The 21,985-nt window shown below is 49.9% G+C and carries 20 protein-coding genes and 1 pseudogene; 9 read left to right on the top strand and 12 right to left on the bottom strand.

Features of this window, described 5'->3' with window-relative positions; genetic code table 11:
- Positions 1-9 precede the first annotated feature (9 nt).
- The 4 genes from LBCZ_RS13455 to LBCZ_RS13440 form a co-directional block, all read right to left on the bottom strand.
- Positions 10-1,119, bottom strand: a complete 1,110-nt coding sequence (locus tag LBCZ_RS13455; protein ID WP_025013573.1) for a glycosyltransferase family 4 protein — start codon at positions 1,117-1,119, stop codon at positions 10-12.
- A 530-nt stretch (positions 1,120-1,649) separates the two neighbouring features.
- On the bottom strand, positions 1,650-3,809 hold the full coding sequence (locus LBCZ_RS13450) for a transglutaminase TgpA family protein (protein WP_025013572.1): 2,160 nt from the start codon (positions 3,807-3,809) through the stop codon (positions 1,650-1,652).
- Entirely contained in the window at positions 3,802-4,794 is a 993-nt protein-coding gene (locus LBCZ_RS13445) for a DUF58 domain-containing protein (RefSeq protein ID WP_039639830.1), read from the bottom strand. The genes LBCZ_RS13450 and LBCZ_RS13445 overlap by 8 nt, the downstream gene beginning before the upstream one ends.
- Before the next feature lie 6 nt (positions 4,795-4,800).
- On the bottom strand, positions 4,801-5,736 hold the full coding sequence (locus tag LBCZ_RS13440; RefSeq protein ID WP_039639832.1) for an AAA family ATPase: 936 nt from the start codon (positions 5,734-5,736) through the stop codon (positions 4,801-4,803).
- Between the two features lie 239 nt (positions 5,737-5,975).
- Between LBCZ_RS13440 and LBCZ_RS13435 the strand changes: the two genes are divergently transcribed.
- Both LBCZ_RS13435 and LBCZ_RS15800 read left to right on the top strand, forming a co-directional pair.
- Positions 5,976-6,599, top strand: a complete 624-nt coding sequence (locus tag LBCZ_RS13435; RefSeq protein ID WP_025013571.1) for a stage II sporulation protein M — start codon at positions 5,976-5,978, stop codon at positions 6,597-6,599.
- A gap of 183 nt (positions 6,600-6,782) precedes the next feature.
- On the top strand, positions 6,783-6,977 hold the full coding sequence (locus LBCZ_RS15800) for a hypothetical protein (RefSeq protein WP_039639834.1): 195 nt from the start codon (positions 6,783-6,785) through the stop codon (positions 6,975-6,977).
- 66 nt (positions 6,978-7,043) lie between these two features.
- Here the strand turns inward: LBCZ_RS15800 and LBCZ_RS13425 are convergent, their stop codons facing one another.
- On the bottom strand, positions 7,044-7,592 hold the full coding sequence (locus LBCZ_RS13425) for a GNAT family N-acetyltransferase (protein ID WP_025013570.1): 549 nt from the start codon (positions 7,590-7,592) through the stop codon (positions 7,044-7,046).
- A 205-nt stretch (positions 7,593-7,797) separates the two neighbouring features.
- On the opposite strand from LBCZ_RS13425, the gene LBCZ_RS13420 reads away from it, so the two are divergent.
- From LBCZ_RS13420 to LBCZ_RS13410, 3 genes are all read left to right on the top strand, one after another.
- The gene (locus LBCZ_RS13420) at positions 7,798-9,258 is read left to right on the top strand and encodes an amino acid ABC transporter substrate-binding protein/permease (RefSeq protein ID WP_025013569.1); all 1,461 of its coding nucleotides are present in this window, start codon (positions 7,798-7,800) and stop codon (positions 9,256-9,258) included.
- A 276-nt stretch (positions 9,259-9,534) separates the two neighbouring features.
- Positions 9,535-10,989, top strand: coding sequence for an amino acid ABC transporter substrate-binding protein/permease (locus LBCZ_RS13415; RefSeq protein ID WP_032958965.1), 1,455 nt, complete (start codon positions 9,535-9,537; stop codon positions 10,987-10,989).
- Positions 10,986-11,726 carry an amino acid ABC transporter ATP-binding protein gene (locus LBCZ_RS13410; protein WP_010490433.1) on the top strand — a complete coding sequence of 247 codons (741 nt, stop codon included), beginning with the start codon at positions 10,986-10,988 and terminating at the stop codon, positions 11,724-11,726. Before LBCZ_RS13415 ends, LBCZ_RS13410 begins: the two co-directional genes overlap by 4 nt.
- A 157-nt stretch (positions 11,727-11,883) precedes the next feature.
- Here the strand turns inward: LBCZ_RS13410 and LBCZ_RS13405 are convergent, their stop codons facing one another.
- The 5 genes from LBCZ_RS13405 to LBCZ_RS13385 form a co-directional block, all read right to left on the bottom strand.
- On the bottom strand, positions 11,884-12,771 hold the full coding sequence (locus LBCZ_RS13405) for a fructosamine kinase family protein (protein WP_025013567.1): 888 nt from the start codon (positions 12,769-12,771) through the stop codon (positions 11,884-11,886).
- A 132-nt stretch (positions 12,772-12,903) separates the two neighbouring features.
- Complete coding sequence (locus LBCZ_RS13400) at positions 12,904-13,680, bottom strand: AAA family ATPase (protein WP_039639837.1); 777 nt, start codon at positions 13,678-13,680, stop codon at positions 12,904-12,906.
- Positions 13,681-13,708: 28 nt separating this feature from the next.
- Positions 13,709-15,238 (bottom strand): PH domain-containing protein, encoded by a 1,530-nt coding sequence (locus LBCZ_RS13395; protein WP_025013566.1) that lies wholly within the window; start codon positions 15,236-15,238, stop codon positions 13,709-13,711.
- A complete protein-coding gene (locus LBCZ_RS13390) occupies positions 15,231-15,701 on the bottom strand; it encodes a PH domain-containing protein (RefSeq protein ID WP_039639839.1) in 471 nt (156 codons plus the stop codon). Before LBCZ_RS13390 ends, LBCZ_RS13395 begins: the two co-directional genes overlap by 8 nt.
- 605 nt (positions 15,702-16,306) lie before the next feature.
- Positions 16,307-16,630, bottom strand: a complete 324-nt coding sequence (locus LBCZ_RS13385) for a hypothetical protein (protein ID WP_025014023.1) — start codon at positions 16,628-16,630, stop codon at positions 16,307-16,309.
- Between the two features lie 151 nt (positions 16,631-16,781).
- On the opposite strand from LBCZ_RS13385, the gene LBCZ_RS13380 reads away from it, so the two are divergent.
- Together LBCZ_RS13380 and LBCZ_RS13375 are read left to right on the top strand one after the other, a co-directional pair.
- Positions 16,782-17,120: an iron-sulfur cluster biosynthesis family protein gene (locus LBCZ_RS13380; RefSeq protein WP_025014022.1), complete on the top strand. Its 339-nt coding sequence runs from the start codon at positions 16,782-16,784 to the stop codon at positions 17,118-17,120.
- Between the two features lie 71 nt (positions 17,121-17,191).
- Positions 17,192-17,905 (top strand): DUF975 family protein, encoded by a 714-nt coding sequence (locus LBCZ_RS13375; RefSeq protein WP_025014021.1) that lies wholly within the window; start codon positions 17,192-17,194, stop codon positions 17,903-17,905.
- 134 nt (positions 17,906-18,039) lie between these two features.
- Here LBCZ_RS13375 and LBCZ_RS13370 read toward each other — a convergent pair whose 3' ends face one another.
- A complete protein-coding gene (locus LBCZ_RS13370; RefSeq protein ID WP_039639841.1) occupies positions 18,040-19,092 on the bottom strand; it encodes an IS30 family transposase in 1,053 nt (350 codons plus the stop codon).
- A 278-nt stretch (positions 19,093-19,370) separates the two neighbouring features.
- On the opposite strand from LBCZ_RS13370, the pseudogene LBCZ_RS13365 reads away from it, so the two are divergent.
- Positions 19,371-20,642, top strand: a pseudogene (locus LBCZ_RS13365) (ABC transporter substrate-binding protein).
- A 26-nt stretch (positions 20,643-20,668) separates the two neighbouring features.
- The gene (locus LBCZ_RS13360; protein ID WP_025013772.1) at positions 20,669-20,914 is read left to right on the top strand and encodes a hypothetical protein; all 246 of its coding nucleotides are present in this window, start codon (positions 20,669-20,671) and stop codon (positions 20,912-20,914) included.
- A 323-nt stretch (positions 20,915-21,237) separates the two neighbouring features.
- Here the strand turns inward: LBCZ_RS13360 and LBCZ_RS13355 are convergent, their stop codons facing one another.
- Complete coding sequence (locus tag LBCZ_RS13355) at positions 21,238-21,984, bottom strand: amino acid ABC transporter ATP-binding protein (protein ID WP_010490455.1); 747 nt, start codon at positions 21,982-21,984, stop codon at positions 21,238-21,240.
- Position 21,985: the final 1 nt, after the last annotated feature.

The raw sequence follows: 21,985 nt of genomic DNA, 5'->3' as shown, positions 1-21,985 counted from the left end.
TGGCAAGTATTAGCCGGCAACCTTGGTTCTGGTTGGCTGGTGTTCAATAATTGGCATCCATTGCGACACAATGTTTTCCGGGCTAAAATGACTGGCACGTTCTAGGCTTTGATGAGCGTAGTGCTGACGCAGCTCTGGTTGTGCCATCATTTTTTTGAGATTGGCAACAAAGTCAGGAACATCCTGGGCTTTGGTGAGCAGCCCGTATTGATTGTTGCCGAGGTACTCACGTGAGCCGGTGTTTTCCATGGCAACGACCGGAAGTCCAGAGGCCATGGCTTCACCAATAACAAGCGGCATGCCTTCCCAACGTGAGGTTGAAACGAAAATGGAGGCGGCGCGATAGTGATCTCGAAGCGCTTGGTCCTTTAACGGTCCCTGATAAATGAGTTTATCGCTCACATGGAAGTAATCGATCAGATCATAAAAGTTTTTCATGTCTTCATCGGTACCGCCACCGGCAATGGCGATTTTCCAATCGTCAGGTAAAGATGCGGCGGCCTCCAACAGGAAGTCGATACCTTTGTGGGCGATGGCGATGCGGCCGGTGAACGCAATCCGGTGGGCATCGAGGTCCGCCTCACCAGTTGGCACTAAGGTGAGGGGATTGTAGATTTTAACGGTTCGCGGATTGAAGCGTTTGTATGAGTTCAAATCGCTTTCGGTCAAGGTCACCAGTGTGTCGACAGCTTGAAGACCACCTTCAAACTCGGCTTGCATCTGGACGTAGTAATCTTCCATGTAAGTAGCATAGTTGTTGTGCATCCAGCCAATCAGATTCACATCCGGCAAAGCCCGTTTAATCAGCGGTGCAAAACTAGTGGTCAAACCTGCAGGCAAGATGACAGTTTGGAAATGCTGGTCGCGAATCGTGGCGATGAGATCCTCGATTTGTTCCTGGTAATGGGTATAAGGGTCACTGCCAAAAAAGTTCAGCAACTTAGGATCAGTTGGGCGCCGGGCAATAATCAAAGGCGCGTCCAAGTCAAAATAGGCAGGTGCATCCGCCAATGTGTAGAAACTGACGTCATACTGTTTAACGAGATCATTACCTAAAACCGTTGAAGCGCGTTTAACGCCATCCATCACGATGTTTTCAAGAACGATCATAACTTTCATAAGTGTTCGCCGCTAACGATCAGCGGCTCCCCCCTTTCTTCTGAGTACGTTACGAGCTGACTGCAGCGTCCAGTCGAAGTGGCACGACTACTAAAAATAGTAGCGGGGTCAGAACAGCTTTTTAAAGGATATTCAAAACTGTTTATATTATCATACGCGCTTTTTATTAGTAAGTGCAAGTTTTTTCGCTGCAAGGTTGATACATCAGGGGTTAGCGCAAGGTGTGCTTGTCGAAAAAGGGGGGACCATGAAAGTTGGATTAATCGTTCGTGTTTTGTTTCACGTGAAAATCGGTGTAACGTTAAGGAAGCGCTTAAGCAATGCATAACTTATTTCACAAATCGGGAAGCGTTGGTGCTTAAATTCGGGTAGAAACATGTAAAATAAACTATCTGGAAACAGCTTAGAAACAAAACCAAGGAATCAGTAGCTAGCGGCGAAACAGAAGACGTGATTGTTTTGCGCAAAATTTTACGGGGTTGACATGTTTTGATCAGTTTCACGTGGAACACATAAAATGATTCATGAGGTTAATGACGTTTCACGTGAAACTTTTTCTGCGTGTAAGCGATGAGTTGCCGACGGAGCGCTCCTAGAAGGGAGGCTAAATTCTCCGGATTTACTGTCATTTTGCCGAAGATCATTTGTTCGTAAGCTTGGGTTAGGGCGGACATATTGGTCTGTTTGCCTAGGCGTGTATCAATGAGTGTGGCATATGCTGTTAAAGTTTGGCTGACAGGACGATGCTGAATTCGCCGCAAGCTCCAAAGCAATAGCCGATAGCGGCGCGGGAAGTTGGTTGCCGTAAGTCCAATGCCAATGAGCCAGGCGACAAGCGCTGGGAGTTGCCAGAATGAAAGTGCGATCAGTAACAAAATGACGATAAGGAGCAAAATACCGACCCAAGAGACGTTGCTGAGAGACGGGCGAGAAGGCGTTTTCGCGGAGGATGCTGAACCAGTGGATGGTGTACGTGATACAGAGGTGGACGAAGCCACACTTGATGATGACGGCATGCTATTAGCGACGCTGTTGTTAGCGGATGAAGAAGACATATTTTCTTCTGGCGTTGCGGGATCATTAAAGCCGGGGGTCGGTTCGAATGGCAGCCAACCTAAATTGGTGAAGTAAACCTCGGGCCATGAGTGAGCGTTGCTGTTGCGGATTACATATTGTTTGTGTTGGCCTGATCCGCCAATAAAAGTTCCGGTATCAAATCCTTTGGCCCATCGAGCAGGCAAGCCGATGCTGCGACATAGCACGACCATTGCCGAGGAGAAATTATCACAGTAGCCGATTGGGGAATCAAAAAGAAAGTAATCGACATAATCGTGACCGGGTGGTGTCCGCTGCGCATCGGTTTTGGAGTAAGTGAAGCGAGGGTGGGATTTGAGATAGTTTTGAATCGCGAGCACTTTTTCATAAGGTGTCGAGGCCTTGGCCGTGATTTTTTCGGCCAGTTGCTTCACACGTTTCGGCAGAGTTGATGGTAATTGCAGGTAGCGGCTGCCAACTTGCTGGCGACTGCTGGTTGCAGCGGTTAATTGTGCGGCCGTGATTTGTTTTGCCTGCACCTGAATGTCTAAGCGTTGAAAAGAAGCTTGATTTGTCGTGCTGACGCGGCGGGTGGCAGCATTGAGCAGGAAGTCGGTCGTGGGATCGGGTTGACCGCCTGTGAACGTCAGTTGCCCATAAGGAAGCGGTAAAAATGATTTGCTGCCGTTGAAGGTCAAGGTTGTACTTTGGGCAGGACCATAGTCAACCGAAGCATTTGGATCGCGCATGATGGCGCCATCCAGCGGCACGGTCTGACTTTGATCGACGCCAGGTTGCCAACCGGTGCCGGTGTATGCAGCATCAACCGCCACGCGATAGTAACTGGCATCGGCGCTAGTAGCCGTAAAAACGGGCGTGGGATCGTCATAAACCGGACCGCCTAACACGCGACTGTTTTCCGTATAGCCGGTTCGGCCGGGGCCGTTGACGTAAGTTTGAATGCCTGCGTAGAATCCCCGCTGATTTAAACGGTCACGAAATGGAACGGACATGTTGGCTAATTGTTCATTCAAGTGGGTTGCTGAAGACAGCCATGCCAAGCCGAGCGTGACCCCGCTGATAAGTGTGCAGCCAATTAAAAGCGGCCACCAATGATTGCCATACAGATGCAGCATCGCCATCAAGCCAGTGAGTACCGCGAGTTGAATGAATTGTGCCGTGAGATCATTGCCGTTAAAAATATGAACGGCTAGTAAATAGCTGAGCACAATCGCAATGGCGCCGGGATAAAACCGGACGACAACTGTCAAAAGCAGGAGAAATGCTACTAAAGTAATAATCAGCGTCATGCTAAGCACAGTCGGTACGTCGACACCACCGACACGTAAAAACTTTGAGGTCGCCGCGGAAAAAGTCTGTAGATAGGTGGTGAACCAGGAGAGGTCAAATGGCTGTTTTAGCGGCACAATGGCCCAAAGCCCGCCAATCATGGCAGCTACTGTCATGACACCCCACAAAGGCCACCATCGCGGCCAGAACGTGGCGACATAAAGGATGAGGCTAATGCCGATGACATAAACCACCAGTGCGTGCGGGTGGCCGATCGGATTGATATCGGCAAATGGCTGCAAAAAAAGAAATAAGAGCCACCATGTCAATAAAACCATGATGAGTCGCTGCAACCACTTAGGCATTCTCGCCACCTCCTGACAAGGAAAGCAAAGTAACGGCAGCTGGAGAGAGCGCCTGCAAAAATGGCTTTGCTGTAGCTGAATCTGTTGCTAGCACTAGATAAGCTCGATGATGTTGTGGCGATGCCAAGTCGGGTAAAGCCGCGGGATTAGCGACGCCTTCAGGATGGAAGCCCGCTAGTAGCGCATCTTGTTGGCCGCGGGGGATACGGGTTAGCCGCTGATCCAGCAAGTAGCCGTCACCACTGAAAATGCCGGTATCCAGCAAACTCGCAAAAAGGCTCAAGGCCGATTCAAGTGGCAGCGAAGGCGTTACTACCAGCAACAGCGTCCAAGCGGTTTGGCCTTCATACTCATCATCATTAACAATCAATGAATCTGCGTGAGCGCTAATTTTCCATGCGATTTGTTGGATATTATCACCCGGGAAATATTCGCGGAAATTTTTAATCCGGTCGCTGGGTAGACCAGCGTCAGATGCCGCCATTTTTTGTGAAAAATCCGTGGCAATTTTGGCAGCAGTCTCGGGCTGGCGAACCGGACCAACTGTTATCGGGGTTGTGAGTTGCATGGGGAGGGTTTTGCGGAACCAGCCGAAAAAGTCGGTGACAGTCACGGTGAAGGGTAGCTGATCATAGACGCCACGTGGCAACTGCAAGGTAACTTTGGCGGTGCGTTGACCAACCGGCAGATGCCAGGTGCTGGTTTTGGCAGCATCTAGTAAAAATAAGTTGGGCAGCCATCTGCCTTTTGTTAGCGTCAAGTGGCGCATGGTCGGGCGCTCGGCGATCATTGTTGTCTGATTAGGCGTGAAGCGCAGATGTCCACGCATCGGCCAAAGCAGTGGCAGTGCGAGCAGCAGGAGGAGCATCAAGGCAAATTCACTCACAAACCAGCTGGTCGGTGAGCTAAACGTCATTCCGAAACCGACGAGCAGGCTGAGCAAGACGACAAGTGCACTATTTATATAAAAATTGCGCCAATGCATGTGGTATCACCCCCGGACTGGTGCGGCGATGCGTTGCAGAATGTCAGTTAGAATCTCAGTTGACGAAGAAGTTGGATCTTTCATGATCAAGCGGTGCCCAAAGACAGGGATTGTTAATGTCTGAATATCTTCAGGGGTCACGTAACTGCGGCCGTTGAGCATAGCGAAGGCTTTCGCGGCACTTACCAGCGCAATGCCGCCACGTGGGCTAATGCCTAAACGAATCCGTTGGTCTGTCCGGGTCGCTTCGACAAGTGCAAGAACATAATTGGCAATCGCATCGGTCACGGTGATGGTTGTGACAAGCTTTTTGCTCGCTGCTAAAGTGGCGGGATCAAGTCGTGGTTTCAAGGCGGCAATCATGATTTGCCGGTCCGGGCTTAGAAGTAAACTTTTTTCAGCAGTGGCATCGGGATAGCCAAGCGACAGTCGCAACATAAACCGATCCAGTTGCGCTTCAGGCAAGGGATAGGTTCCCGCATAGTCAGTCGGGTTTTCCGTGGCCATGACAAAGAAATCAGGCGACAATGAGTAAGTGTGCCCGTCGGTGGTGACGCGGCGTTCACCCATCGCTTCCAATAAAGCCGCCTGAGTGCGTGGGGTAGCGCGATTGATTTCGTCAGCCAGCAAGATGCTGGTAAAAATCGGACCGCGCTGAAATTCAAATGCATTCGTAGCGCGGTTGAAAATGGACGTTCCGAGAACATCGCTAGGCAACATATCCGGCGTGAATTGAATCCGGGAAAAAGGCATTGCCAGCGTTTTGGCGATCGCCTGTACTAAGGTAGTCTTGCCGACGCCGGGAATATCTTCAAATAAGACGTGGCCGTTGGCTAATAAAGCCGTAAAGGCCAGCTTGATCGGCATTGGCTTGCCAACCACAATGGTCGCGACTTGTTGCTGCGCTGCCGAAAAGATTGATTGCGCTTCATTGATTTCCATCGTGATCTCCTCCATGCCGCCATTATTCAGGAAAAAGCACCAAACAGCAAGTTTCCTGCCGTGTCATAAAAAAATATGAATATATCGGTTGCAGACCGGGCACCGATTGGTACGCGGTTGACGAGCAGATATACTGCGGGCGCCATTTTGTCGCTAGAATCTTCTCAATAGCGACACATTTTTGCTTGCGGTATACTGTGACCATAGCCGGTAACCATCCAATGAGTGGGGGCAAGCAAATGAAAGAACGACTGAAGTATCACCTGAATGTGATTGGACATTATCTATTAATCGGTTGGCTGATTTTCATCGTGATGACGATCTTGGTGGGCCTGTTAAGTTATATCGTCATGAAATCGAATCCGCATTTTGTCCGCGGCCTCATGACCGGGTTGTCCGCTAAGTTCCCTGGAGCGACTGATAATTGGCACGCTTTCTGGGCGATTCTGCTGAACAACGAGCGGGTCACGTTCACCATGATGCTAGTGGGCATGATCCCAATTCCATTCTTATACTGGATTTCGTATGTGGTTACGTGTGCTTCGGTCGGTCTGGTTCTTGGTATCTATGCGGCCAAACTTGGCATCAGCGGTGCTTTCGGTGCGTTTGTGCTAGGCATTTTGCCACATGGGATCTTTGAGATGAGCGCGATGATCGTCGCTGTGGCGCTGGCGGCGCAAGTCAACAAGGCGTTACGCCAATCGATCAAACGATTTTTTGCCAATCCCCACTATGAAAAGTCGCCGCTGGATGCCAAGGCCATTGCGGTACAGTATGTCGCCATCGTGGTGCCAGTGATTGCTTTTGCGGCAATTATCGAAGGCTTCATTACGCCGGTGCTTTTACGGTTAATCGTTCATTGACTTAATTGCGGTTGACACGTGTTAAAGAGTGGTTGAGTCATAATTCATAGCGACGATATAAAAGCGAACGCGCCCCAATGGTTGTGAGTGCGTTTGCTTTTTGCTTTCCTAGGAGTAATTCGTTAGGAACACTGAGATGCCAGTGCCAAAGCGGAGCAATCGTAGGCCGGATGGTGCTCAGCCGTGCAAACAACACAGCGACCGGTTCTGTCGCTGATGTTGTTAGGCGACTTTGAGACAGCGATTTTCTGGCTCAAAGCGCCGTCACAGCGTTCCAGCACCATCTGGCCGGAGATTGCGGAGTTTGGCACGACTCGGAACTTATTGCCTAAACCTTTTCTGTGTTTTTCGGAGTTCATTAGACTGTTAACGTTCTGACGGAATTGTGGCTCAACCTTTTTTAAAGAAAACCAACCTGACCACAAAAATGTTTCTCGTGAAACATTATGACCATTCTGAGCGTAGCAACGAGTATGTATTCACGTCGAAGAACCCACCACGAGGATTCGGATCTTCTTGGCGCAGGATGCCGTCCAGATGGAAACCGGCTTTTTCGGCGACATGGTTGCTGGCGTCATTGGTGACGGTGGCGTTGATAATCAGTTTGTTCAGGTGATAGTCGTGGAAGGTGATGTCTGCCATGGCCTTGACGGATTTGTGCATGACGCCTTTACCGCGTGCCGGTGTGGTTAACCAGTAACCGATATCGGCTTTATGGTGGACGAGTTGGTCAATGGTGTTTAGGGTGATCAGACCAACGGGAGCGTCGGCTTGATGAATGACCAAGGTTAATGACTTTTGCTCGCCGAAGGACTTCAGCTCGGTTGTTAAAAAGTTAATCTCATCGTCAGCGGTGAGCGTCGCGTCCACCCAAGTCAGATAGGCTGATAAGGTCTCACGGCTGGTTTCGATCTGTTCAAATAAAAGTGGGCCGTCAATTTCCGGGCGTGGCAGTGCGAGTTTAAGATCGTAGTCAATTAAGTAGCTAAACATCATTTCATCCCATTTTCTTTTTAGTTTCTCTAAGTATAAAACAATCTTGCGTTCTGCGCGCGTAGACAAGCTCTCATAAAATCGGTAGAATTGTTACCTGTGAATGTTGCCGATGCGAACTGAATTGCCCACAGCTTGTGATGGCTGCTTCACATTGAATGGTTTAGCGTTGCACTAGGAATTGAATGAGAAAGATGGTGTTTTTATGAGACGGGTTTGGAAGTGGTGCGTCGCCGGGGTAGCAGCGTTGATATTGGCGATTGGCTTGACCATGCCGGTATCAACGCAGGCGGCGAAAAAAACATATGTGATCGGCACGGATGTCACCTATGCACCGTTTGAGTTTGCAGACAAGAACAACCGCTACGTCGGGATCGATATTGATCTCATGCAAGCAGTGGCCAAGGCAGAAGGCTTCAAAGTGGACATTAAGCCGCTGGGATTTAATGCCGCGGTGCAGGCGCTTGAAGCTCACCAGATTGACGGGGTCATCGCCGGCATGCAGATTACGCCGGAGCGCAAGCAGAAGTTTGCCATGAGCGATCCTTATTACAAAACCGCGGTGGCGATGGCCGTTGCCAAAAATAGCGGCGTCAAAAGTCTTAAGGATCTGCGGGGCAAGCGGGTGGCTTTAAAGACTGGGACAGCGGCGGCAGATTTTGCGATGAGCCTAAAAGACAAGTATGGTTTTCATACCGTGACGTTCGATGATTCCAATAATATGTACCAGGACGTGATTACGGGAAACTCGGTAGCTTGTTTTGATGATAAGCCGGTGCTGCAATATGCCATTGCAACCGGCCTGAAGCTGAAGCTTGCCGGTCCCGAAAGCAAGGCGAGCTATTATGGCTTTGCCACGCAAAAAGGGCGCAGCGACCAGTTGGATCAGCGGTTCAATGCCGGACTGAAAAAAGTGAAGGCTGACGGCACCTATGCCAAAATTGTCGCGAAATACTTAGGCAACGGAACACAAGCAGCCCAAAAGAAAACCAGCGCCAAAACCCAAGATACGGATCGCAGTTTTCTTGGCCTGTTACGGGAAAACTGGGGAACCTTAATGAATGGGCTGCGGGAAACGATGGTCGTGACCCTAGTGGCCATCATCTTTGCAACGATTGTCGGGATTCTGGTCGGACTTCTGGGCGTTTTACCGAATCGCTTCGCCCGGGGAGTTGCCACGACGTTTATTTATATTTTCCGTGGCTTGCCACTGCTGGTGTTGGCGTTGTTCATTTACACTGGCGTACCAAGCTTGATTGGTTCTAAGATTCCGGCATTTGTCGCCGGGATTATTACGCTGACGCTGAATGAGGGTGCGTACACAGCGGCCTTCGTGAAGGGCGGCATCCAGGCAGTCGATGCTGGTCAAATGGAAGCGGCGCGTAGTTTAGGACTTCCGTTTGGCAAAGCCATGCGGAAAGTGATTCTGCCGCAAGGAATTAGAATTATGGTACCGAGTTTCATTAATCAGTTCATTATCACGTTAAAAGACACCTCGATTCTCTCGATTATCGGTATCCTGGAGCTAACTCAAACCGGGAAAATCATCATTGCGCGTAACATGGAAGGCTTCAAAATCTGGACCATGGTCGCGCTCATTTACTTGATTATTATCACACTCCTGACCTGGCTCAGTAACTGGGTCCAACGGCGCATGAAGGTCTAGTCCACTTGCGTAAAATAATGTGACAAATGTCAGAAAAGCTAACATCAACGCTGGACAGTCGCTATTCCATTCCGCTAGCATAAACAGTAGATTTAAAATCGACCAAAATGCGAGGAGATGAGTCGCGCTTAGCCGCGTACTTGAACGAAGACGTGGTTGTCTCACCCGTGTCGATCAGACAAGACGCGGGCTTAGCGCACAACCAGTTGATCATCAACTGGCGCATGCAATAACGGCCTAATGGGCTTGTAATCATTAGAAAGCGTGGTGTTTAGGTTGAAGCGAAAGTGGCTGCTAAGTTTGCTGATCGCCTTGCCTTTAATGCTTGGGGCATTACTCCCCGGCAAGACGGTGGCGGCAGCACAGAAGACGTATACGATAGGGACGGATGTGACCTTTGCACCGTTTGAGTTTGCGAACCAGGATAATAAGTATGTGGGGATTGACCTTGATCTCATCAGGGCAATTGCCAAGGAAGAAGGTTTCAAGGTCGAGGTCAAGCCGTTGGGATTCAACGCAGCGGTTCAGGCACTTGAAGCCAAGCAAATTGATGGCGTGATTGCCGGTATGTCAATCACACCAGAACGAAAACAGAAGTTTCTGATGAGCGACCCGTATTATAAGTCCGGCGTTGTGATGGCCGTGGCGAAGAAAAGTACGATCAAGTCATTGAAGGATTTACGCGGCAAGCGGGTTGCTATCAAAACCGGTACGGACTCGGCGGATTATGCTAACAGCGTCAAGCACAAGTACGGCTTTTCAACAGTTACTTTTGATGACTCCAATAACATGTATCAAGATGTGACGACCGGTAACTCGGCGGCCTGTTTTGAAGATCAGCCGGTCATGCAATATGGCATTAATAATGGCATGGCGCTAAAGATTGTCGGTAAACCGGCGCGTGAAGGTGCTTATGGTTTTGCGACTTCTAAAAACAATCAGGCATTGATGAATAAGTTCAATGCGGGTCTTAAGAAACTGCGGGCCAATGGTCAATACGATAAGATCATCGAACGTTACTTGGGCAACGGCAGTGCAAAGTCACAAAAAACCGCTGCCGGTAACAGTCAGACGACTGACCGCTCGTTCATCGGGTTGTTGAAGGCCAACTGGTCAACCTTGATGGGCGGCTTGCGTGAGACCATGGTACTGACGATTGTCGCGATCTTCTTTGCAACATTGGTCGGGATTCTGGTCGGACTTCTAGGGGTTATTCCGAATAAGTTATGCCAAGGCACAGCAACAACGTTTATTTACATTTTCCGTGGCCTACCACTGATGGTCCTGGCCTTGTTCATCTACACCGGGGTACCGAGTCTGATCGGGTCAAAAGTCCCGGCATTCATCGCCGGCATCGTGACGTTGACGCTTAATGAAGGAGCCTACACAGCGGCCTTCGTTAAAGGCGGTATCCAGGCGGTTGATCCCGGGCAAATGGAAGCCGCGCGCAGCTTAGGGCTACCATTTGGGAAAGCCATGCGCAAGGTTATCTTGCCACAGGGCATTAAGATCATGATTCCAAGTTTCATCAACCAGTTTATTATTACCTTGAAGGATACCTCTATCCTGTCGATCATCGGTCTGTTAGAGCTGACCCAAACCGGGAAGATCATCATTGCCCGGAATATGGAAGGCTTTAAGATCTGGACCATGGTAGCACTGATTTACTTAATTATTATTACGCTATTAACCTGGCTAAGTAACTGGGTTCAGAAGAAGGTGAAAGCATGAGTCAGTATCGAGTAGAAATGAAAAATGTCCACAAGAGCTTCGGCGACAACGATGTGGTTAAAGGCGTCAACCTGAATGTCGCCAACAATGAAGTCGTCGTCATGATCGGCGCTTCCGGTGCCGGTAAAAGTACCGTCTTGCGCATGATTAATGGTTTGGAAACCGTCACAAGCGGCGAGATCCTTGTCGACGGCGAAGATATTGCCCATAAAGGCACTGATATCAACAAAGTGCGTGAAAAGATCGGCATGGTGTTCCAGCATTTCAATCTTTTCCCGAACATGTCCGTGATGGGCAACATCACCTTGGCACCGACCGAACTGGGCATTGCCAGCAAAGACGAAGCTGTCAAGCAGGCCAAGGAAATGCTTGAAGTGGTTGGGCTGACAGACAAGGCTGATGCGATGCCGGCGCAGCTTTCCGGCGGGCAGCAGCAGCGTGTCGCGATTGCGCGGGCGTTGGCCATGCATCCGGATATCATGTTGTTTGACGAACCAACCAGTGCGTTGGATCCGGAAATGGTCGGTGACGTACTGGGCGTTATGCGGCGGCTTGCAAAGCAAGGAATGACCATGGTGATTGTGACCCACGAAATGGGCTTCGCTAAAGAAGTTGCCGATCGGGTGGTCTTCTTTGATAACGGCACCATCCTTGAACAAGGCAAGCCTGAAGATATCTTTGAGCATCCAAAAGAAGAGCGAACCAAGAACTTCTTGAATAAGGTCTTGAATGCTTAGAATTTAGTGTTATGGCAACGCTTTGCCGGTGACACGACAAAAACGGTTCAGTGAGACAAGCTTGTCTCTTCTGAACCGTTTTTGTTTGGCAATTTTTGAGAATTTCCCGGGAAATAATGGTGCTTAGTCAAAATGTTTTCCCTTTCATGTTGGCATGCTAATCGTTTTGTTCTTGTTTTTCCGGCACGCCATGGTCGAGAATGCGGTCCATGACTGCTGCCACGCTGCCAGCATAGGCCATGCCGAATTTGTCGAGATGCACCATTAAGTAATACAACCGGTAGAAGTCGAGTCGAAATGGATAGCCGGGTTCGAGTGGGTAGGTTTCTTGGTAACCGGCGTAGAACTCTTGGTTGAACCCGCCAAAGACGGTGGTCACGCCGATATCAAGTTCGCGGTCGCCGTAAACTGCGGCGGGGTCAATGAGTGCTGGCTGCCCGTCTGCCGTGAACATGTAATTGCCACCCCATAAGTCACCATGGAGTAAAGATGCTTCGCTATGATGCTGGCTGAGGGTCTTGCTGATAATGGTGCGAACTTGGTCAAACGTTGCTTGATCGTCGGCCTGCCACAGGCCCTTTTTCAGTATGTGAGCGGCCAGTTTGTCGAGACGTTGGTGAATGAACAAGTCCGCCCACGAATCGGTCCAATCATTGGAAAATGATACGCTCGTGCCGGCGTATGGATAGTCGAAGCCGAAGCGGCCGGCGGGTTCGTGATGCTGATGCAGGTGGGCGACAAGCCGCCCCAGTTCACGTTGCGAGCCGTGGCCACTGGTCAAGAAGCTCAATAATAGGTAGCCATCGCCTTCGATGCTGCCGTTGGCGATCACGCGCGGTGCTAACACCTGGGCAGCTTCAAAGGCTTTTAAGCCGGCGATTTCCCCGGCATAGAAGCTGGCGGGGTAGCCAGGTTGAACGAGCAGAAAGTAAGGCTTCTCGGAGGTATCAACCCGATAAGCTTTATTGACATCGCCTCCACCAACCGGGGTGATCGAGGTGATATGATTTAACGGTAATTGCTTGGTCCAAGCTGATGTAAGCATGCAGACATCTCTCCTCTCACAGGCATTTCCGGCAGTCATCGGTGCAAAAGGGGCGATAAACTCCGGACTTTTCCAATGCCAGACAATGCCCTAGTGCCACCTTAAAACATTTTCGCCGTTAATGACAATGATTCAATCGTGCAAAAGATGATAAACGAATCGCTGCGGGTCATCTAAGAAGCTGCGGAGGAAAGTGATGTGCTCAATCTGGTCGTATTGAATGGGTGCAAGCGTGTCACCCAAGGCCAGTAGCTGCGCATCAGGGTAGGCCATTAAAATAGGGGAGTGGGTGCTGATGATGAATTGTGCGCCATTAGTGACCGCTTCATGAATCAAAGCTAGCAAACTCAATTGATTTTCCGGGGTCAATGGTGATTCGGGTTCGTCTAGCAAATATAGGGCGTTCGCGTGTAAGCGGGCGCGGAATAAGGCGAGAAAGGCCTGACCGTGTGATAGAGTGTCCAAATCGACTTTATATAGGTGATGGACTTCTGCGAGTGTATTCAGATAGGGCAGACGTTCCAGACTTTTGGGCGCTAAGTGTTCAAGCTGAGCCTGGGCATATTTGATGCGGCCGCGGGTGGCGCGAATGAATGAAATAAAATCGTCGGCGCGGAATAAAAAGCCGGACTTGGTGCGATAAGTCCACGTTAACTTGAGCTGGTGCGCCAATGCCCGGCTATTGTCGTATTCAGGATCATCTTCGAGGGACGCGCCGCTCATCAAGATAGCGTTGTAGTTGGCGGCGATCGCGTTTAGCAACGTTGATTTGCCGCTGCCGTTATCACCGGTCAAAATGGTCACCGGCTGGGTCAGCTTTAGTTCACGGAAATGCGCTTGCCAAGGGAGGTTGAATGGATAGGATGTTGCCTGAAGTGGCGGCGTATATTGAATTTTATTCAGTAGCATGGCAAACTCCTAACTTCATCTACCTAGACTATGGCAGTGGTTGATACCAACTTAAAATTTCCTTGGCTAAGTCAGCCTTCATGTAGCGGGACGTAATCGTTTGATCGCTATTGCCTTTTCGCACATGAATGTTCAAGTGCGCAACGCCGCACGGTTTCATCCAGATGGATTGCGCTAAGCTCATCGCCTGGATGTCTTTTTTCCGGACATAGTAGCGCTGGCGGGTCCAGACTTCGCCGACTTGGATGACGAGTTGATCTGGCGGCGCAATGGCAATAGCAGCGTTTGTTGCGGCATATTGGCCTTGGAGTGCCATGATGAGCAACCATAGCCCGCCAATCGGCAGCAACCAGACCCACCAGCTGACGTGTAGCCACAAAACGCTGGCTAAAATAATCGGTGCGACAATAAAAGCGAGATTCCCCAGCGGCATATTCCGCACATAGTACCAGCGGTTTCGCACCGGAATCGGTTGCAGTTCCGGTATTGTTGTCGGCAACCAGCTGATGAACTTGCGCATGTCCGTCATGGCCGAGCGCTGCCGGATCACCGGCATCAAAACCAGATCGTTATTTTGCTCGTCATCAGCTGCACCTGAAGCCAGCAACGCCTGAACGGTGGTGAGATGAAACCATTGGCGGAGAATGCTTTGTTTAAACCGGACTGCCTGCACGCGCGAGAGACGGGCACTGACTGTGTTGGTTTGGAAAAAGCCGCGGCTGGTGCGCAGTTCGTTTCCCGTGCGATCAAGCGTGAAGCGATAATATTTTTGCAAGATATTCAAATAAGAAACAGCAAATCCCAGCACTAAAACGATGATGCTTAAGCCGATCAAAAGGTAAATGGCTAAACCCGTGATGGCGTGTTCAGCTTGCTGGTACCAGCTATCAGGTAGGTATTCCTGAGCCTTGTCCAACACCCAAAGGATCCCGGTGATGATGGGGATGAAACCAAGCGATGTGAGCGCATATTGATTAAGGTCGTGGGAATTAATTTTATAGGCAGCGTCCGGAACCGGTTCCGTGTTGACGACGCGGGTCCGGGTGGCGGCATCGGCATCCGCATCAGTCGTCTTTGTAGTAGTGGATGTTGCCGATTCCGGCCCAATTCCTTGGCGATAACGATTGATCGTATCGGCAACGGCGGTCGGCACAGCTGCCAGTTGGCCTTCCGCTTTTCTAGTTTCTTTTCCGGCTGTTTCGATGGAGACCTGTTCCAGCCCAAGTGGCTTCAGGAAAAACCATTGCTGGCGCTGGACGGTTTGAATCCGGTCGTACGGAATATGGTTGGTCTTGCGGATGAAGACCCCGCTTTGAATGGTTAAGCCATCAGGTGCTACTAAATAGGTGAAACGCAAATAACGCAGGATTGACCATCCGAGCATTAAGGTGACGCTCCCAAGAATCAAGGCTAGCCAAAACAGCAGTTCTTTAAAACTCATTTTGGAACCGAACATCGAAAATAAGCCACCGACAAATATTGGCCATAAAGCGACGACATTTTTGACCCATAGTATCAGTAACGCGACAGGCGCAAGGCGGTGCGGTTGTTCATTCATCGCGCGCCTCCTGTGCCAGCTTCAAAATCTGGGTCCGCAACTGATTGGCAACGGATGCCGTTACCCCGTCAATGACATGGGCCGTGCTGGCGGTTTCGATGTTGACCTGTTGCAATTGTTGCCACCGGAGAAGCGGTCCCTGTTCCAACGTCACATTTTGAATGCGAGCAATCGGGATCGCTTCATTTTTACGGAAGAAGAACCCTTTTTGAAGGAAAACTGCGGTCGGGGTGATGTTGTAGCGCAAAAATCGATAGCGATAAGACACGAGGACCCGTCGGATAATATATTGCAGCACCGTTAACCCAATGACGCCAAGACCTAGCCATGAAGGCCAATGCCAAAAATGACTGGCGATGAGCAAAAGTAAGCCAACAACAAAAAAGTTGAAAGACCAGATGAATATATCGGCGCGCCAGACAAATTTGATGTTAGCTGGCAAAGAATATCCCGTTTCGTTCATTTTTTCGCCTCCGTTTTCGTCAGGATAGCAGAAAATGGCGACAAGCGAAACTGTTGTTGTCATAAAAATGAACTTATTACGTTGCTTTTGCCACACGGGTTCGATTGAAGTGGTGCTTGCGTTTTGAAATGGCTGTCGCTCACCCAAACGCGTTCGCCAGCGCAGAAGCCTGCGTGTAAGGACCTTGTTCGCAATGGCCTAAGCCCGGGCCATCACGCCCAAGGCCGCTTACACTCCGACTTCTAAGCGCGCCGGCTCACGCTCACCATAACGCGTTCGCCAGCCCAGAAACCTGCGTGTAAGGACCTTGTTCGCAATGGCCTAAGCCCGGGCCATCACGCCCAAGGCCGCTTACACTCCGACTTCTAAGCGCGCCGGCTCACGCTCACCATAACGCGTTCGCCAGCCCAGAAACCTGCGTGTAAGGACCTCAGGCGCAATGGCCAAGGTCGGGCCATCACGCCTGAGGCCACTTACACTCCGATTTCTAACCGGGCTGGCTCACGCTCACACTAAAAAAGCCCACCTATCTGCGACAGCAAAGATTGCTGGCAGAGAGGCGAGCTTGTTAAAATGAAACAGCAGAAGCAGTTGGCGCCGTTGGTTCAAACAGTCAGCGCATAAATGAATTCGATCAACTGCTTTTTCATCGCAACGTTGATGCCGTTGATGGGCTGCTCGAGAATCTTTTGGTATTCTTCGAGAACATCATATGGCAGCGGCGTGAGTAAGTTGAGATCGTCAATGACATCACTGACGCGGTCGGTGGTGCTGAGATCAACGAAAATATCGATCTTGTTGAGGCAGTCGATTAATAAATCGGTCATGCCGGCATCAGGCTTGCCGCTTTGGTCGGTGACGACAACCTGCAGGTGATTGACTTGTGCATGATCGATCTGGATAAACTTTAAAGCCGAATAGATATTCATTGGCACACCTCGTCTTAACTGACAGAATAGCATCGTGGTTCATTACACCAATTTTAGGCATTTCGTTAAACTTTTACAAGCTGGTTGTATCCTGTGGCAATCCGTTCCATAATGTGGGCGACAAGGATTATTGTACTTGTGGGGGTGAAATATGGAGCTTAATATATCTGCACAGGCAGCAGCCCGACTGGCGCCGCTTTTACACGCAGATCGGGTGTTGGTTTTGGATTTAAATGATGGCATCGGGCCTTATTCGCGACAGTATCATGATGCATCCCAAGCTAAATTCAGTCTCCTGATATTGCCACGCCGTAATGTGCCGGATGTATTTGATGCGCACCTTGATTCCCCAGTAGGACCGGTTTTAATCAAAAGCTATGCGGCTGGGTTTTTTGATTCGAAAACCGAGTTAACCGTAAGTGGCGATGAGTTTACACTTTTGCGCGGGAAGCCACGACTCAATCCGAAGGTCCCGCTCAAGTTTGTGTAACAAAACGGGCTTTTCTGTTATGATATTCCCAGCAACTGTATGAGGCAATCACAGTTAAGGGGGAGTTGTCTGTGGACCGGACATCACTAAAGAATCAAGCCAAGGCGGAATTGAATCCCAACTTTAGCTATTATCTGCGCATTAGTTTACCGGCGTTACTGTTGATGGCATTCGCAACGCTTGTGCCGTTTCCTTCCGTACATGAAGTACATCGCGGGGAATGGCATACTCTGTTGCGGGGAGATATATTCACGGTCACAGGCGGGCGGGTGAATGAATACTGGCAGATGTGGCAGTCAATTGTTATTTTTTTGAGCCTGTTGGGTGTGTTACTGATGATTGGCGTCATGTTTGCGATGATCGATGGTCTTCGCGGCCGGTCGGATCATCAGTTTAGTTGGATGCAGATGTTCAAGATTTTTGAACGGGGCGAATATTTTCTGGGCAGCTTGTTGATTGGTCTGTTGCAATGGCTCTGGATTTTCCTGTGGATGTTCTTGCTGATTGTCCCGGGGATTGTTAAGGCGATGGCGTATTCACAGGCGCAATGGATTTATCGGGATGCGATCGATAGCGGCCAACCGATTGGCTATACCGAAGCCGTGACCCGCAGCCGAGAGTTGATGTTTGGCCATAAGTGGGATTACTTTGTGTTATTGCTGAGTTTTCTGGGCTGGTGGCTGTTAGAGTTGATTACTATGGGGCTGGCTTCCATCTGGGTCATCCCGTATCGCAGTATGACATTGGCGAATTTCTATCTTAAATTAACGGAAGAACAAGCTTAATACCGCAGTAAAATGCAAAAAGAAAGCAAAATCGGCTTTCTTTTTTTTCGTAAATTGCAAGAACAAGTTAGCCAGTCGTTGAGGACAATCCCAGAACAGGCCGTTATCAAATAGAAGTTGTGGCGCTAGAGAGACTACTGGGCCATGCGGTGAACGCGCCGAGCTTCGGCCTCAAAGTTTTGCTGGGGTGTGCAGTAGCCCTGTTGTTTGCGAGGCAACTGATTCAAGCGGTCTTGCGTGGCCTGCACTTGACTAGGGCTAATGTCATCTAGGGACATGCCCTTAGGGAAGTCCTGGCGGATCATCCGGTTATGTGCCTCGTTGGTGCCACGGTCGCAGGACGTGTAAGGATGGGCGTAGAAGATCTCAGTTTCCGTCCCAGCAAAAGCAGTATTTAAGGCGGTGAACTCGGGTCCGTTGTCGGCTGTGATGGTCTTGATGCAAGCTCCCCATTCGCGCTTGATTCCACGCAATGCATAGCTCACAGAGTCTGCATCTCGTCCTTCGATCAAGCGGAGAAGTTGGCAACGGGTCTTGCGCTCAATCAGAGTCAAGATGACGCTCTCCTTGCCATTGCGTTTACCGACAATGGTATCCATCTCCCAGTGACCGAACTGCCTGCGTCGTTCAACGACCTTAGGCCGTTCCTCGATACTGCGGCCAGCCAGGCGCTTAGCCTTGGTGTGGTGCTGGTGAGAGGTCTTCCGCTTAGTCTTCTCCAACAGGTCGATATTTCGAATCTCTAGGCGTTGGTCGTCAATGTACTGGTACAAAGTCGAGGCACAAACAAGCTCTTCAGGAGTAAACAGCTTGTGTCGCTTGGCATAGCCGATCGAAGCATCCGGCGACCATTTGTCCTGCTTAGCTCGCTGTACGTACCAGGCTAAGAAGACCTGTACGCTGGCGAACTTGTCAGGACGATGGCAGCTCAAGCGTGCAGTCTCGTAACGTGCCTGAGCAGCCTCTGGCAGGTATTGTCGATGGTAGACGCGCTTGCCATTACTCTTCTTGACCTGATCTACTGTACCTCGCTTGATTTCATTATTAATGGTCTGCGGGCAGACGCCAATTTCAGCAGCAATCCAACGATTGGACTTCCCAGCTTGGCGGAATCCGGCCACTTTTCCGCGCTCGAGTGATGTTAAGTGCTGACCTTTTTGGCGGTGTGTGCTATCCTGTTTCTGCATCAAGACAATATCCTCTTCCATTGTTTGTGTAGGAACTTCAATGATACAGGATATCTGTTCTTGATGTTTTTTATTGTCCAAAAAATTTTGAGACAGTGGCTAACTTGATTCTAAAATGCGCGTTTCTTTTTTTTTGGCAAAAGATACCGCTTGCGGTAAGTATTGGTATACTGTACATAGTTTTAAGGAGATGTACTGACAGCCGGATGGGATCGGCGGTTTGCGGGTCTTGTCCACAACGACACGATGCGTTTACGACAATAATGGGGGTACATGTGATGAAGAGACGTTGGTTACTTGGTGTTGCGACTGCATTGATGGTCTTGTTGCTGACCGCATGCAGTAGTGGCAGTTCGGCGCAGAAAACTTCCAAGGGTCCGGTGACGATTACCTTTTGGCACCGGATGACCGGGAATTACAACAAGGCGTTGGAAGGGTATATCAAGACGTTTAACAGTAGTCAAAAGCAATACAAGGTCGTTGCAACATCGCAGGGTTCGTATGACAACTTGCAGAAGAAGTACCTGGCATCGGCGAAGTCCAAAACCTTACCGACGATTGGGCAGGTAACGGATACGATTATTCCGGAATATGTCCATGACGGGATGCTGGTCAACATTGATAAGCAGGTAAAATCCCAGTTTTCCGCCGCGGAGCTGAAGTCGATTTATCCCGGCATTGCCACGAACCTGAAGTATCACGGTGATTATTATCAGATTCCGTTTGCCACCGGGACGCGGCTCATGTTTTACAACAAGGATATCCTAGAAAAATATCATCTGACTGTACCGAAGACTTGGGAAGAACTTGCCAAAATCGGGCAACAGCTTAAGGGTGATGGCATCACAGGTGTCGCGTTTAATAAGAGTTATGATTTTGAATTTGAGACATTAGCGTATGATGTCGGCAATCGCCTGATTACGCCGCGGTAGAAGGCGAAAATCGATACGCCAGCTAGCATCAAAGCGATGACGGCGATCACCAGCATGCTGCAGGATAAGACGGCTGTCACAGCAGGACTGGATAATTACTTTAATGTGCCATTTGTTCAAGGTAAAATTTTTGCCGGCTTCGGCTCTAGCGCCACGATTCAGCAGATCGCGTCAACGGCACCTAAGAGCATGCATTGGGGAACCGCGGTGATGCCGAGTTTTGATGGCAAATCCAGTTCGGTTCTGGGTAACAATGGTATTTCAGTTTTCAAAGGTGCCTCGGCGGATCAAATCAAAGGCGCGGTTAAATTCATGAAGTTTCTGATGAGCACCAAGATTCAGACGCAGTGGGCCAAAGCCAGCGGGTACGTACCGGTTGTGTCGACCGCCACGAAGTCAAGCGACTATCAAGCCTACCTAAAAGCCAACCCGAACTACCAGGCCGCAGTCGATGCTTATGATGATGCATTCTCATCAACACCATTCATCGGCTATAACACTTACCGTAACAACTTGCTGGATGCCGTTGACCAGACCGTTTCCAAAAAGGCCGAGCCTAAGACCGTGCTAACCACGCTGCAAAAGCAAGCCGAAACCATTTTGAAAGATAATCGTTAATTAACCAAAAGAAAGCAGGCGCGTCCATGACGACATTCAAACGGATTTTAAAACGAACCCTTATTTACACCGTGCTGGTACTGGGCTTAGCGGTGCTAATGACGTTTGGCTATGTCGGCTATCAAGACGTCACCGCTGGAAAAGGCTACCTTGCCTTGCGCTACCTTTTGCTAACGGCAGAGTCCGGGGTCGGCGGCTTTTTCCTGTTCTTCATCGTGGTGAGTCTGGACACATGGCGCGAACATCGGGAAAAGAAGCGGAAGACAAAATAATAGATTGTCGTGCCAAACTCCGCAATCTCCGGCCAAATGGGGCTGGAACGTGGTGGGCACGACTTTGAGCCTCAGCAAAACCGGCTGAGTCTCAAAGATCGGCCTCATTGTAGGCGGTAAACCGCCAACAATGATTTCACCACTGAGCCCCATCTGGCCTCCGATTGCTACGCTTTGGCACTGACGTTTTAATAATTCAAACCAATTTCCTAGGAAAACTAAAAGCGGACATACTCCAGTTATTGTTGAGTATGCCCGCTTTTGTATTGTGGCCGTGAATTATGATCCGGCTTCATTTTTATCTGTTTATGAGGCTAATTCAGTTAAACCCGGTTCAAGTAACGCTTCAGGAATTCCTTTGTCGCTGTTTGTTGCGGATTGCCGAAGATTTGATCCGGCGTGCCGGACTCGGCAATGATGCCGTTGTTCATGAAGACGACGCGATCGGAAACATCGCGAGCGAAGGCCATTTCGTGGGTGACGATGATCATGGTCAGGCCAGTGTGGGCTAGGGCCGTCATCGTGTTCAGGACATCATCGACCATTTCCGGATCCAGCGCACTGGTTGGCTCATCAAACAGGAGCACTTCCGGATCCATTGCTTCGGCGCGGGCAATGGCGACCCGCTGTTCCTGCCCGCCGGAGAGCTGATCCGGTTTGGCGGCAATGAAGGGATCCATGCCGACTTGTTTCAATAGTTCCAACGCGTGGGTTTTGGCGGCAGCAGCGTCACGTTTTAAGACGGTTTGCTGCGGCACCATTACGTTTTGCAAGACGGTCATGTTGTTGAACAAATTGAAGCTCTGGAACACCATGCCGACTTTGGCGCGATAGGTGCTCAACTTTACGTCTTCCCCTAGAATGCTTTTGCCATGAAAAAGAATATCGCCGCCAGTTGGGGTTTCCAACAGGTTGATGTTGCGCAACAGGGTCGACTTGCCGGAGCCGCTGCGACCGATGATTGAAACAACTTCACCGGCTTGGACGTTGAAATTGATGTCAGTCAGGACTTCGTGGTTCCCAAAACTCTTTTTGAGATTCTTAACTTGGATTAATGGTTCGCTTGCCATG

It is taken from the genome of Lacticaseibacillus casei DSM 20011 = JCM 1134 = ATCC 393, assembly GCF_000829055.1.
GTDB classification, from domain to species: domain Bacteria; phylum Bacillota; class Bacilli; order Lactobacillales; family Lactobacillaceae; genus Lacticaseibacillus; species Lacticaseibacillus casei.
This window is presented reverse-complemented; position numbering and strand designations above follow the sequence as displayed.